Source organism: Olsenella kribbiana (assembly GCF_036408795.1).
In the GTDB taxonomy this organism is placed as follows: Bacteria; Actinomycetota; Coriobacteriia; order Coriobacteriales; family Atopobiaceae; genus Olsenella_L; species Olsenella_L kribbiana.
Genome location: NZ_JAZGJP010000004.1, coordinates 1 through 13,661, shown reverse-complemented (window position 1 = coordinate 13,661; position 13,661 = coordinate 1). Strand labels below are relative to the sequence as shown.

General features: G+C 51.5%; 9 protein-coding genes. 8 read left to right on the top strand and 1 reads right to left on the bottom strand.

The features are described 5' to 3' along the window. Position 1 precedes the first annotated feature (1 nt). The gene (locus VXJ24_RS03725) at positions 2–1,003 is read left to right on the top strand and encodes an SPFH domain-containing protein (protein WP_330971580.1); all 1,002 of its coding nucleotides are present in this window, start codon (positions 2–4) and stop codon (positions 1,001–1,003) included. An 18-nt stretch (positions 1,004–1,021) separates the two neighbouring features. Continuing rightward, the gene (locus VXJ24_RS03720; RefSeq protein WP_330971579.1) at positions 1,022–1,204 is read left to right on the top strand and encodes a type II toxin-antitoxin system antitoxin; all 183 of its coding nucleotides are present in this window, start codon (positions 1,022–1,024) and stop codon (positions 1,202–1,204) included. A gap of 389 nt (positions 1,205–1,593) precedes the next feature. Here the strand turns inward: VXJ24_RS03720 and VXJ24_RS03715 are convergent, their stop codons facing one another. Further along, complete coding sequence (locus VXJ24_RS03715; protein ID WP_489685553.1) at positions 1,594–2,064, bottom strand: DUF8612 domain-containing protein; 471 nt, start codon at positions 2,062–2,064, stop codon at positions 1,594–1,596. Positions 2,065–2,236: 172 nt separating this feature from the next. Here VXJ24_RS03715 and VXJ24_RS03710 point away from each other — a divergent pair, with 172 nt between their 5' ends. From VXJ24_RS03710 to VXJ24_RS03685, 6 genes are read left to right on the top strand one after another with little or no spacing between them, the layout of a single operon-like run. After that, positions 2,237–3,580 carry a hypothetical protein gene (locus VXJ24_RS03710; RefSeq protein ID WP_330971577.1) on the top strand — a complete coding sequence of 448 codons (1,344 nt, stop codon included), beginning with the start codon at positions 2,237–2,239 and terminating at the stop codon, positions 3,578–3,580. A gap of 10 nt (positions 3,581–3,590) precedes the next feature. Next, entirely contained in the window at positions 3,591–5,051 is a 1,461-nt protein-coding gene (locus tag VXJ24_RS03705) for an Hsp70 family protein (protein WP_330971576.1), read from the top strand. Between the two features lies 1 nt (position 5,052). Beyond that, entirely contained in the window at positions 5,053–7,452 is a 2,400-nt protein-coding gene (locus VXJ24_RS03700) for a UvrD-helicase domain-containing protein (RefSeq protein WP_330971575.1), read from the top strand. Between the two features lie 12 nt (positions 7,453–7,464). After that, positions 7,465–10,605 (top strand): helicase-related protein, encoded by a 3,141-nt coding sequence (locus VXJ24_RS03695; RefSeq protein ID WP_330971574.1) that lies wholly within the window; start codon positions 7,465–7,467, stop codon positions 10,603–10,605. Further along, the gene (locus VXJ24_RS03690) at positions 10,602–12,401 is read left to right on the top strand and encodes a DUF1998 domain-containing protein (protein WP_330971573.1); all 1,800 of its coding nucleotides are present in this window, start codon (positions 10,602–10,604) and stop codon (positions 12,399–12,401) included. The genes VXJ24_RS03695 and VXJ24_RS03690 overlap by 4 nt, the downstream gene beginning before the upstream one ends. 59 nt (positions 12,402–12,460) lie before the next feature. Beyond that, positions 12,461–13,594, top strand: a complete 1,134-nt coding sequence (locus tag VXJ24_RS03685; protein WP_330971572.1) for an AIPR family protein — start codon at positions 12,461–12,463, stop codon at positions 13,592–13,594. Positions 13,595–13,661 lie beyond the last annotated feature (67 nt).

Genomic DNA, 13,661 nt, shown 5'->3' with positions numbered 1-13,661 from the left:
CATGAGTGTCGAAAAGAAGGCCCATGCCGCAAGCGGCTGGCTCATGTTCTTCGTGGTACTTGCCATGTTCGTCGTATCTGTCGCACTCTTCATCTTCGATGTCACATCTCTTGCAAGAGCAGACGATCTGATGCTGCCTGAGCCTGCCTTCGGCATCCCCCTCTTGATCTTCACAATCGTCCTCTTCGCCACCGCCTGCTTCCTCTCGAATGGCTTCTTCTCGCTCCAGCCGGGGCAGGCCCGCGTCTGCGTGCTCTTCGGCAAGTATGTCGGCACGGTCACCGACGAAGGGCTCAGGTGGGCAAACCCGCTCTACGCAAAGAACCTGGGGCTCGCCGAGGCAGGGCTTGACAGCGAGAAGCCCGAGCGCGGCAAGGGAGGATTGAAGAGCGTGCGCGGTTCTGTCATCTCGACACGCCTGAGGACCTTGAACGGCGAACGTCTCAAGGTAAACGACAAGATGGGCAACCCGATCGAAATCGCCACGGTCGTGTCGTGGAGGGTCTCCGATACGGCCAAGGCTGTCTTCGATGTGGATGACTATGAGTCCTATGTCTCCATGCAGACCGAGACCGCCCTTCGCCATGTCGCGTCCGTCTATGCCTATGACCACATGGAGGATGAGGACGAGTCTGCCTCCTCGATCACGCTGCGCTCGAACATCGAAGAGGTGAGCGATGCGCTCAAGGCAGAACTTGACAGGAGGCTCGCGCCAGCCGGTGTCGCCGTCGAAGACGCACGCCTCACGCACCTTGCCTATGCACCGGAGATCGCCCAGGCCATGCTTCGCCGCCAGCAGGCTGACGCTATCCTTGCGGCGAGGAAGAAGATCGTTGAGGGCGCTGTCTCGATGGTGGAGATGGCGGTCGACAGGCTTTCCGCAGGCGGCGCCATCGAGCTCGACGATGAGCGCAAGGCAGCGATGGCACAGAACCTCATGGTCGTGCTCTGCGGCGAGTCCGATGCACAGCCGGTGCTCAATACGGGAAGCCTCTATGCATAAAGGAAAGAGGGCTTGGGCGTGAGCCGCAAGCAGTATCCGCTCCGCATCGATTCGGACATCTGGGATGCCATACAGAAGTGGGCAGCCGACGACATGAGGAGCGCAAACGGACAGGTCGAATACCTTCTGCGCGATGCCCTGAAGAGGGCAGGAAGGCTGCCGAAGAAGGGCGGCCCGAAGGACAAGGAAAAAGAGCAGTAGCAGGGAGGTGTCCTTCGGGGGCACCTCCCTGCTGCCTGTCTCACAGAGACGCCGGACGGCAATCTCATACCAGGCTATGCCGTCATCTGCTCTCATGAGGGACCATTTCCATGCGGGGATGGCGCGGATGTGTCCCGCATCGCTTGGAATCTCTGCTTCCTCCCTGAGCGTGATGATGAGACCGTTTTCGAGATGGGCAAGATTCATGGCACGTTCGAGCGAAGAGATCTCGTGCTTGCGGGTCTTGGGACGTGTCATGTCCGCCGTGACCTGTATGGGAAGATAGGGCGCTGCAGCGAGCGAGTTGCCCACCAGGAAATCGATCTTCTCCGTCGTAGGTGCTGTATAGGAAGTGACCACGTCCGGTCTTGTGACCCTGCTGCGCCGCATCAGCTCGACATAGACAGCGGTTTCGAGCCTCTTCCCGATATCTTGCTGGCTGGCATGCGATACGGCATATGCCATGTTCTGATCGCAGCGTAGACCTTAGGGATAGCCGTGGTCTTCTCTGCAAGCGCGACAGAGTATTCCTTGAGCATGCTGATAAGGTATGACTGCTCGAGCAGAGGCACTCCTTCATTGACGGTATCCCGGGAAGTGCGATAGCCGACACGGCGAAGCATCTCGAGGAGCCGGTTGACCGAGAAATCGCAGGCGGTATCCCTCAGGGCAAAGAGCGCCATCTGGGTCGCTATTGTCACGTCGAGCCTGCTGATGCGTTCTACGACGTCGCGCGCCATCACATCGCGCACGTAGGACTGGAGCATCATGGCGCGTGCAGGAGCATCGAGTGCCTGCACGCCCGGAAAGCCTCTCTGGATGAGATAGCGGCCGTAAGCAGACTCAAGAGATGTCTTCATCTGAGGAGAGACTGAACCCGCATCCTTGAGCTGCCTGCCTTTGGGGAGTTCAATGCTGAGGAACCTGCAGCACTCGGTAAAAGACAGCCCCAACTCTATTTCTGTCAGCAATAAAACCTAGAATTAAAATTGGCTTGATAGTATATGCGTGCAATGCTGAAGGTGGATACTTATGTCTGACAGTTCTGCTCGTGAAGAGACTGCTATGTCAGCGATCTCGGCCGATTCATCAATGAGGCAAGACATCTTCAGCAACATTGATGAATTGATAACAGCCACCAAGGAGAAGAGCTCTGCGAGTGAAGCGGACCGCAGGAAGTTTGAGCATGCGTGGTTGGAAATCGCAAACAAAGAGGGGCTTTCTGAGGAAGTGATCCTGAGGCTCTTTCGCGGCTTCACGATTGATGCATCGAGGCCATTCTATCTGTATGCACAGAAAACAAATGCGGAAGAAACATATCAAAATCTCTTAACCAGCAAGCTGTTCATGGAAAATGAAGCTGGCAGCTCGTTCAAACTCATTCTTGACCTTTTGGGACTGGAGATCTCTAAGCCTACCGGGTCTTCCTCCCTTGCATCGCTTTGTCGCAGCCTTCCAAGTGTTGCTTATAACAAAGATGGCAATCTCTATGGGTTTGCAGGTCAAAGCATACACAAATATCTTGTCAAGCGTTTGGCAAACCAAGTCTGTCCTGGCCTGGAACTTGATTTGAAGCTATCCCCTGAAGAGGTGGCGAGATTAGCATCAATTCTGAATGGCCCTCTGAAATCATTGGGGATGAAGTCCAATATACGCAGCAGCGAGAGAGATGCAGTTATCAGTCTAATGAAATGGGTGCAGAACCTGTGCTCTGGCTCAGAAGCTGCTTCAGCTGGGTGCGGGGAAGCAACGCCGCAAGCCTCGGAGAGTTTGACAGGGGTGCAGCGCCAGGCTGATGGCCAAGAATCTGCTACCAGAACAATGCAGATGGTGCCACTGCAGGATGGCAATCTTTATGAAGGCCATAATAGCGAAGACGGCTCTATGGCTTTGCTTGATGCGCAATCATTGGATTCTGTGATCAGCTTCTTGCATAGCTATGGCGAAGAACATGAGAGACTAAAGAATGAGGCTTCAATGCTGCGCCAGCAGCTAGAAGCCGAAAAGAATACCTATGAGCATAACGAGGCTGACGTTATGTCTCTTCGAGTGCAGCTTGCGGAGGCAAAAGAACGGGTAGCGGAGCTTGAAGCTGCTGTTTCAGCATTAGCGACCGAGAAGGATGAGCTCGGCCGCCAGATAGTGGGCTTGAAGGAAGACAGCGCTTCTGCCCGAGAGATGCTTTCCTTGATGAATCGTGACCATGAACGGCAGTCCAATGAACAGCTGAAGAGGCTATCGAGCGAACTTCGGATAGAGTATCAGGACTTCAAGGATGCCGAGGATTTGCCGATGGATGTAGATTTGGGTGAAAACATGCGCCTGCAGATTCAATCAATTTTCAAAATCCTGCGCAAACATGGACTGGAGTTCTAGAGGACATCTCATGAGCATCAAATATCACTATGGAATCGACTTCGGTACTACCAATAGTTCAGTTTCTTTCATCCCAATTGCTGATGGCGAAGGCCTCCCGCATCCATTGCATTTCGGAGATGAAGAAGGACGGCCAATTCCATCCACTGTTGCTATTGATCGTGAGACAGGCATGGTATATACAGGCCGTGACGCGTGGAACAAGCGAGGAGAACTCAGCGATACCTGCGAGTGCATCCAATCAGTCAAGTCGCTGCTGGATACAGATGGCTGGGCCAAAGATATAGCTGGGAAGCATTGGACCGCAGAAGATGTCGCAACTGAGGTCTTCAAGAACCTCAAGGATGCCACTAACCGAGAAAATGAACAATATCCGATGGATTCGGCTACAGTGGCTGTTCCAATTGGGTTCAGCGCAAAGAAACGTGCAACGCTGAGACGCGCGGCCGAACGCGCCGGGATTGCAATCGAGGCATTTGTCAGTGAGCCCACTGCTGCGTTCTATGCAAATTATGAGGCGCTTCGCAGCTCGCAGCATGTCGTGGTATTTGATTGGGGCGGAGGCACATTGGATGTTTCCGTTCTGAAGATTAGCGGCGGAAGGATCTATGAGCTATCTACAGCAGGTATGCCTGTTGCTGGTGACAATATAGATAAAGCCGTTGCGCGCAAGATTCATAAAATAGTGGCCGATGCGAAGGGCGTGGCCATCTCTTTTGATGATATGCCAGCACAATCCAAGGACAGGATGCTTGTGCGTGCAGAACGCGCAAAACGCGATCTGAGCGATGAAGACGACACGGTTGTTTCACTCAATAAATATGGTGAATTGGGGGCTTTCCGGCAGCGTCTGACCTACGAAGAGTTTTCTACCATCGTTGATTCGATTGTCAATGAAGCAATCGACTGCCTTGATAAGGCTATTGCAGATTCTGGCGAGCCGGAGGCGAATATCGATACAATCCTTATGGTCGGAGGCTCCAGCAACATAGGACCGCTTCTTGAGCGGTTGGATGAACGCTTCGGTGACAAGCTTTGTTTTCCTGATGAAACAGTTTGGAGCATCAGCAATGGTGCTGCAGAACTCTCTTATATACCTGGCAAGCATCTCTGCGCACAGAATGTCGGACTACGCTTGGCTGATGATTCGTATTTCTCGCTGATCTCGGAAGGCGACCCTGTCATTGGCTGGAAAAAGGAGCTGACATTCGGTCTGGTCGATACGTCGCAAGAGATTCGTGTCGTCTTTGCTGGAAGCAAAGATATAGAGGAGTCAGAGAGCCACATTAATTCGATCAAGGTTCCAGGCTACGCCTTTTTGGAAGAGCGCTTGCGGTTCATCGCTGAGATTGACAAGAATATGATATTCCGCGTGACTATGAAGAGCTCGATGCGACCTGATCGCGACGCGGTAGTCTGGGAATACGACAAGCTTAAGCTCTCATACGAGCTTGGTACCAGTGGGCGATAATATGGCTCAGGCTGACAAGAGCACACTGGAATTTAAGAGCAATATCTATCCGGTCACAGAATCGAGCATTCGCAGCGACAGAAAGTTTCTCGATGCGATAAGCGATCCTTTCGCACTTAGAAAGATGCATTCTGAATGCATCTCGCTCAACAAGCTGCAACGCAAACAATTTGAGAAGGGCGTGCATTGCAGCTATGCGGATGAAGGCGATTATCCGTGGGGTACCGTGCTTGCTGACGATGGACCACGTGTTGTCTGCAGGTGCGAGAAGCGTGATTGCCCGTTTTTCTATACAGAATGCCGACCTGATATCAAAAGAGAGGTGGATGCGGAATCATCCATAATCCCTGATGCCGCTGCCGATGAGTCTGAGCAGGAAACCCGCAAAGAAGAGTCGCAGTCGCATGAATCCACAAGCAAGGATTCTGCTGTTGTTGCGGTCGATCTGCCGGATGCACAGCCGGGACTCCAGACTCCAGATGAAATAAGCTCTGAAGAGGACGTCACTTCAATTTCTCTTGTCAGCGATGAGTCCTATCCAGAAGGATGGGCAAAGAAATATGATCCACAGCAAACGGCGGTTGTTGAGGGGAAATGCAACGCTCGCATCTATGTGAACGCGGGACCAGGAACAGGAAAGACATTTACCCTCATCGAGCGTCTCAAATATCTTATGGAAACGGAGCATGTCAATCCTGAAGAGATTCTAGTGCTGAGCTTCACGAATGCTGCTGTCAACGTTATCCAAGAGCGACTCAGGGTTGCAGCAAATGCCGGAGAGCTGCATAGCAGCTGGCAACTTATTGATGTGACGACCTTTGATAAGTTCTGCACAAGAGTATTGATGTGGGTTCAGGAGGAAAAGCCAGAACTTAATAGGGGCAACAAGAAGCTTGGGGCTCTGAACTATGATGAGAGGATCATTCGGGCAGCCAACATCATAAAGAGATTTCCCGATATCATCGGCGCATGCAGCCATCTGCTGATTGACGAAACTCAAGATCTCAATTCATGCCGCGCAAAGCTCGCGCTGACAATAATCGATGAACTGCCGCCTGAATGTGGCATTACCTTGATGGGAGACCGCTGCCAATCGCTGTATGATTATCAAACCCATGGTTGCGAGTTAACATCGGAGGATTTCTTCGACGCCATTAAACGCAGGGGAGATTTCGAGTTCAGGACTCTCAATAAGAGTTATCGCGTGAAAGCAAAGCTGCCGTTCGATCTTGAGACACTGCGTTCAAAGATTCTGGATCGCGATGCTGAAGGGGCACGTACGGTCATTAAATCCATTACTGATGTACTCGACAAACCCGAAACGACATTGCGGCAGCAAAACATTAAGGAGCATCATGCCTCCAGTCTGGGCATCTTGGTGAGGACAAATGCTGAGGCACTTGAAGTCGACGATACGCTCAACAAAATGGACGTCAAAGCCCATCTTGAGCGTTTCGAGAAGCAGAGGTTTGCTTCAAGACTTTTTGCCGACATCTTTACTGACTATCCAAATGAGACCATCACTGAAGACCGATTCCTCAAACTGGCTACATCGACTGGTCTGGTAGTTGAGGACCAGGCTGAGGGCATTTGGTCTGAATTGAATGGGAGCCACCTTGTGCATCGAGAAGGCACCCGAATGGAAATTGCTGATATTCTGGATGTTCTTGCTGGCGAGGAAGGCGTGCTGCCTCCGCTGTTGTGCGCGCATCCCGAGGACAGCGAGAATATCTATATATCGACAGTTCATGGGGCGAAAGGTCGAGAGTTCGACTGTGTCTGGCTCATAGCCGAAGATATGAATAGCTGGGCAACATCCGAACCACCTGATCTCGATGAAGAAAAAGTTGCCTATGTAGCGCTGAGCAGGGCGCGATACCAAGTGGCTCTGCAATCCTGTGATTTGGGCAAAGCATCTTCAGGACGCGATAAAGTTATTGACAGATGCTACAAATGGTCGAGGGGAAGAGTAGGCAGGGCGATGAAGAGGCTTACGCACCTTGAATTCGTCAGCTCGAAAGACATCGATTTTTCGAGCTGCTGTTCCGAACTAGAGATGCAGCAGCTACTTTCGAATGGCAGTTTGAATGGGCAAGAAGTGTGTCTTGTCAATCCTGATAAAGATTGCCGCTATCAGATTGTCTTGCAGGACAGCCCGGACATCGTGCTAGGACGGACTACACGATCATTTGGCGATGCATATTACGCTTGCTGTCCACCCAACCGGCGCGGTAAGCCATTGCCGGATGCATTCGATCACCTGCACATTGTTGAGACAATCTCTTGTGTTGGCAAGAAAGGCTTGGCTCCAGCATCTGCAAAAGTATTTGGGAAACGTGCAATCTGGTATGGTTTTGTTATCAGTGGATTTGCGTGCGTCAATGATCAATTCGAACACTAAGGTGGGATATCCGTGGGCAAATACAGTGAGTTCTACCAAGCGCGGAAAGAGATCATTGAAATCTTGGAGCGTGACCTCATTGGCCCAGTAGATGAACATGAGGCCATACAGGATCTGCCGACGACTTATTACATTGCAGGGAAGCTCTATCCACAGAGGACCAATGACTTCGCAACTTGCGAGGAAGAGCCAGTAGATGTTGACAAGATACTGGATGAATACGATTCGGCTGTGTCGATGGAGAATCAGTACGAGCCAGCATCCATGGGCATAACGTTCGCAGTCCAAGGGGATGGCGGCTTCACGATCCAAATTGGATATGCCACTTATTTCTATGCTGCTGATGATGCAAAGAATGCATCAGCCAATACGGACCTTTCTGATGAGAAGAGGCCTGGCGGAGCATGGAAGCGTATTCCACATACATATACTGCCACTTGGAATCCTGACAGTGGTCGCTTCTTCAAGAAAGTATTCGGATCAGTTCAGCTTCATGTGCTGGTAAGGAAACATCTTCCTGGTGACATCCGAATCATAACGGCAACTCTTGCCAATCTGGAGAGGCCTGACAGGCATACGTCTAGAAATAGAGCTTTTCAGGTTGCCGCAGCAACGCTCTTCCAAGTTTCACTGAAGATTATCTCAGACGGTCCAGATGGTGGCGCCTTTGTCTCGACGGATTTGCATAAGCACATATCGAAGAATCAGGATCTGCAGGAGATGCAGCTGCTCTACCGCAGCAATGTCTGCTATGGACAAGGACATGGATGCGCAGCCGTGTGGGATGTCGAGCATGCGGAACCCAAATGGGTAGCAACTTCATATTTGCCAGCATATTCCGTTCATCAGATGAAGCCGAGGCAGCTTGCGGATTCTTCCGTTCTCAGCATGCAGTATCTGGCGACCGGAAAGAAGATGCTCATCATTCATGGTCTTCGTGCACTGTGCAATGAATATGAGCAATGGATTCACACACAGCACAACGAAATGGCAAGCAAAGTCATGCAGAGCCTGCAGATGGTTGCAGAAAGGAATCTGAAACAATGCGCCAATGCATTGGACCGTATGAAGCACGGCATAGATCTTTTGATGTCGGATCAGGATGCATTCCATGCGTTCCAGCTTGCAAATGAAGCAATGTTTCTGCAGCGAGAGAAGTCTGTTGAGCATGCAGGCGGAAAGGCTGGCTCTTCGAAGTGGTACCCCTTCCAGCTTGCCTTCCTGCTGCAGGAGGTCTCGTCGTTTGTTGAGCCCAACGGCGCAGAGCGAAATCTTACCGACCTTCTCTGGTTTCCGACAGGCGGCGGGAAGACCGAGGCATATCTTGGCATCGCTGCATTCTGCATCTTCTATCGCCGCCTAAGAAATCCGGATGACGACGGTGTAACGGTCATCATGAGGTACACGTTGCGCATGCTGACATTGCAGCAATTTGAGCGGGCATCGTTCCTGATAGCTTCCTGCGAGCATATCAGGAAGGAGCATGGTCTCGGTGGTACTGAGATTTCGATTGGTTTGTGGGTCGGTGGTGGCCTGACGCCAAATAGGCTCGAGGAAGCAGAAAGCGCTCTGCAGCACAGGGGCGAAAAAAACAGGGGCGATCCGGTCCAAGTCCAATACTGCCCATGGTGTGGGACGGAGCTTGATGAAACCTGCTATAGGGTCGAAAAGGACCTGTCGAGGATGACCATCAGATGCCCTAATGGGAACTGCGAATTCCATGAGGGAGATGGACTGCCCATCTATGTGGTGGATGATGACATCTACAGCAAGCTGCCGACATTCATTGTCTCTACAATCGATAAGTTTGCTCAGCTTCCCAAGAAGCTCGAATCTTCCCGGCTCTTTGGCTGTGGGGTGGATAAGCGTCCACCAGATCTGATCATCCAAGATGAGCTTCATCTGATTACGGGCCCGCTTGGTACCATGTCAGGACTCTATGAATCCTCAATGGCATTGCTGTGTGAGAACGCGGGCAGGCGTCCCAAGATTGTTGCCTCAACCGCTACGGTCAGAAATGCTGCGAATCAGATTAAGTCTCTCTATGCAGAAGGATTCAACCAGTTCCCGCCTCAAGGCATCTCGATGGGTGACTCCTTCTTCGCGGTTGATGCGAAACCGGAAGATCGTCCAAGCCGCATGTATGTTGGGGTGATGGGCTCTGGTGTCACGCAGACGACAACAATCATAAGACTCTATGCCTGTCTCTATTTCGCAGGAAGATGGCTGGAGGCAGCCGGTTATTCGCCTGAGGTGATAGATGCATATTGGACCTTGGTGGGATACTTCAACTCTCTCCGAGAGCTTGGTGGGACATTGACCATGATTCGGGATGACATCCAAGGCCGTTTCCGATTCTTGGCAGGAAAGAAGTTTGCGCAGAAGTATCGTGGGGTGAATCCCGAAAGGATTGAGGAATACGGGGTGATGGAGCTGACTAGTCGCAAGAAGAGTTCAGAAATCAGCAGCTCCATCAAGCAGCTCGAACGGGCATATAAACCGAACAATTCTGGTGATGTATTCGATTTTGTCCTTGCAACGAACATGATATCCGTTGGTGTTGATGTGTCGCGACTCGGCATGATGGTGGTCGATGGCCAACCGAAGTCGAATTCGGAATATATCCAAGCAACGAGCCGAGTAGGACGTAGCAATCCCGGACTTGTTGTAGTGGCTGAGAATGCTGCAAAATCTCGTGACCGCTCTCACTTCGAGCAATTCTACAGATTTCACTCCGCACTCTACCGCAATGTTGATGCTTCGAGCTTGACGCCGTTTTCTGAGCGTGCAAGGGACCGTGCCTTGCAGGCAGTATTTGTCACGCTCTGCAGGAATTCCATTCAAGAGCTTGCGGAAAATGATGAGGCGCGAAACTTTAGGAAAGACCTTCCTGGTGTCGGCGACATAATTGATCAGATTGTTGCTTATACCGGACGGATTGACCCTGAAGAGGCTGCGGATGTTCGAGCCGAGCTGGATGAGATTGCAGATGTCTGGCAGCAAGAAGCTGAATCTAACAAGTCTTTGTGCTATGAGGACCGCAGGAAACCGATGAGATCGCTGCTCAAAGAAGATACGGATACTAGCAGATTCAGAACAATGAACAGCATGCGTAATGTTGAGGCGTCTTCAAACGTCTTCATTTCGAGGTGACTACGTTGAGGCTTGGGGGAAGAAAATCTTTGAATGGCGACGCTAATAAGATAATCGGACAGCTTCGCCGGACTCACCTCTTGACTAACTATGGCCCAGGGGCAATTGTCGATATGCCGGACTATTCCGTCATCATGGGAAGCTGCGATTATTGGCAAGATGCTGAAACGGTTACGGATAGCCGCTTAGCCAGTTATCTGCGTGTGAGGAAATTCAGGCAACCGCATGCTGACGGGAACGACGGGCAGGACAAGCACTGCTCGGTCCAGGCATTCAGGTTTCCAGAGTGGTGCTATTGCCCAAAGTGCGGGCGCTTGGGACCTTATTGGCAAATCAGCGGGGACAAGGCCCAACGCAAATGCGCGAAATGCAATGCAGATCTCGTCCCATCGCGTTTTGTTGCCGGATGCACGAATGGCCATATACAGGATTTCCCTTATATACGTTGGGTGCACAGAGGCGAATCTTGTGATAGCCACGAATTGAAGGTACGCTTCAAGCAGGAAACTGGTAGTCTTGCGGGAATTGAGATTGAATGCACGACCTGCGGAGCCAAGAGAACGATGGCAGGTTGCATGACCAAGGGGACCTTGGCTACTTCCGCTCATTGTCGATGCCAAGGCATGAAGCCTTGGCTGAAGAAGCCTGACTATATCAAAGAGAGCTGCGATGCTCCTTTGGTCACGCTGCAGAGAGGGGCTTCGAATACCTATTTCCCCGAAACCGTCAGTGCTCTGACTCTACCATTCAGGATGGATTCTTATGTCGAGAAAAACTATGAAGTGCTTGAGAAACTTGTCAATGCTGGGAAGGACGATGCCATCCAGACAATCTTGAAAGGCAGCGATACGAATCTCACGGTAGAGGAGGTAGTAGATCAGATTCAAGGTGTGCAGAGCGCCTTGGATGAGGGCGGCAATGTCGAGGAAAATCTCTATTTGACGGAATACCGAGCTCTCAAGGGGCCAGAACAGTCAGAAGCACAATTTGATACAGAGCATGAGCCTATTCCTGAAGGCTATGAGGGACTTATCAGCAAAGTCACTTTGGTGAATCGGCTCAGGGAAGTCATGGCCCTCAGAGGATTCCGGCGCGTTGTTGGCCAGCCGAAAATAGTGAATGGGAACGGCAACGAAGTAGAAGTGAGACTTGTTCCGCCTGGCACGGAGGAGACCCCGAGTTGGCTGCCTGCCATGGAAATGTTGGGCGAGGGCATCTTTATCGAGCTGGATGGGGAAAAGCTCAGGGAGTGGGAGAGCAAAGTTGGTGCCAGATACGATAGTATGGACATGCGGAGACGCACGAGCAGCGTGTCATGCCTCAACTTCTCTCCAGCCTTCGTGCTGCTGCATACTTTTGCGCATCTCCTGATACGACAGCTTGCTCTCGACTGTGGGTATTCTGGATCCGCATTGAAGGAACGAATCTACAGCACCTATCCCGATACCGTCAGAGAGAACCATATGGCTGGCATTCTCGTCTATACCTCCTCATCTGATTCGGATGGAAGCTTGGGGGGGCTTGTTCGGCAAGGGAAAAAGGACCGCTTGGGGATTACTCTGGACAGCATGCTCGAGAATGCGACATGGTGCTCTTCTGATCCAATCTGCATCGATTCCGAGGGACAAGGACTTGACTCTCTGAATTATGCTGCGTGCCATGCTTGCACGTTGCTGCCGGAAACAAGCTGTACGATGCGCAACTGCTTCTTAGACAGAGCTGCCCTGGTCGGCACTCTAGATAGGCCTGAAATAGGCTTCTTCGCAGAACGCATCTCCATGGATAACGAAAGCTGAATGCGGCTCTGCCGTCTGAACTGCTCCCGGTATCCCCCTACTTTATCTAGAGAGGCTATATGTCAAATGATGCTGGCCTGAGCGCTTTTACAGAAGAGCTGAACGCCGAGATTTCGGAAAAGTCATCTTCGGAGAACATCGCATTGGAAGAGGCGCTCTTTGATACATATGCTGATTACCTTATCGATGCAGGGGAGTTTGAAGAGGCGCAGTATGCTCATTATGCTCCCGTGACAGGAGGAGTCAGGATTGATGGCTTTGGTGGAGACCCCAAAGACGATGCCAAATTCAATGGAACCGGCTTTGGTCGCCTGCGGCTCATCATCATTGACTTTGTGGATGAGCCATCTGCCAAAGCGCTTACGAATACTGAGATCAATGCAATCTTTAAACGTGCCACAAACTTCGTCGCCAGAACCCAGAAGACTGGTTTCCGCAAGGCGATGCAGAAGAAGGAGCCAGGATATGAGCTTGCTGATCTGATTAAGAGCCGCTGGAAAATTATCTCTGATATCAAGATCTACCTATTCAGCAACAGAGCCATAAGCAGTTTGGCCACGGGCAAAGAGAGCGTCGAGATTGAGGGCAAGTCAACCTCTTTCGATGTGTGGGATACGTCACGGCTGTACAAGTTGGTGAGCTCTGGCAGAGAGAGGGAAGACCTTGTCGTCGATTTCGACGAGTTGCCTAGCGGTCCGCTTACTGCCCTCAAGGCGAGCGATGATAGCGCGGGACGTGCAGTTTATCTTGCGGCATTGCCTGGCAAAGATCTGGCCGCCATCTACGATTGGTGGGGCACGAGGCTCCTTGAACAGAATGTGCGTGTTTTCCTGCAGGCTCGTAGCAATGTCAACAAAGGCATCAAGAAGACGCTGGAAGAGGAGCCATCTCTCTTCTTCTCATACAACAATGGCCTCACAGCGACTGCCGAACGCGCTGATGTAATGGAAGATGGACCTTACTGCAAGATTGCGAGATTGTACAATTTCCAGATTGTGAATGGTGGCCAGACGACTGCCTCCATCTACGCCGCATCAAAGAGCGGCATAGACATCAGCGATGTATTGGTACAGCTGAAGCTCAATGTGGTATCTGCCGAACGCGCCAAGAGCTTGGTTCCCAAGATTTCAAAATATGCCAAATGGCTGAGTACCTCCGGCATAGTTAGGCTCCCTGAACTGCAAACGGCTTAGGCAAGCTCGCAGGAAGCTTCGGCTGGACCGTGGCCGTGGCTGCGATGCCGGAGAGCGGGACATGCAT

What these genes read in the sequence shown, in the direction of transcription:
- VXJ24_RS03710 (WP_330971577.1), top strand. Translation starts at nt 2,237, where the DNA reads ATGTCTGACAGTTCTGCTCGTGAAGAGACTGCTATGTCAGCGATCTCG.
- VXJ24_RS03725 (WP_330971580.1), top strand. Translation starts at nt 2, where the DNA reads ATGAGTGTCGAAAAGAAGGCCCATGCCGCAAGCGGCTGGCTCATGTTC.
- VXJ24_RS03685 (WP_330971572.1), top strand. Translation starts at nt 12,461, where the DNA reads ATGTCAAATGATGCTGGCCTGAGCGCTTTTACAGAAGAGCTGAACGCC.
- VXJ24_RS03700 (WP_330971575.1), top strand. Translation starts at nt 5,053, where the DNA reads ATGGCTCAGGCTGACAAGAGCACACTGGAATTTAAGAGCAATATCTAT.
- VXJ24_RS03715 (WP_489685553.1), bottom strand. Translation starts at nt 2,064, where the DNA reads ATGAAGACATCTCTTGAGTCTGCTTACGGCCGCTATCTCATCCAGAGA.
- VXJ24_RS03705 (WP_330971576.1), top strand. Translation starts at nt 3,591, where the DNA reads ATGAGCATCAAATATCACTATGGAATCGACTTCGGTACTACCAATAGT.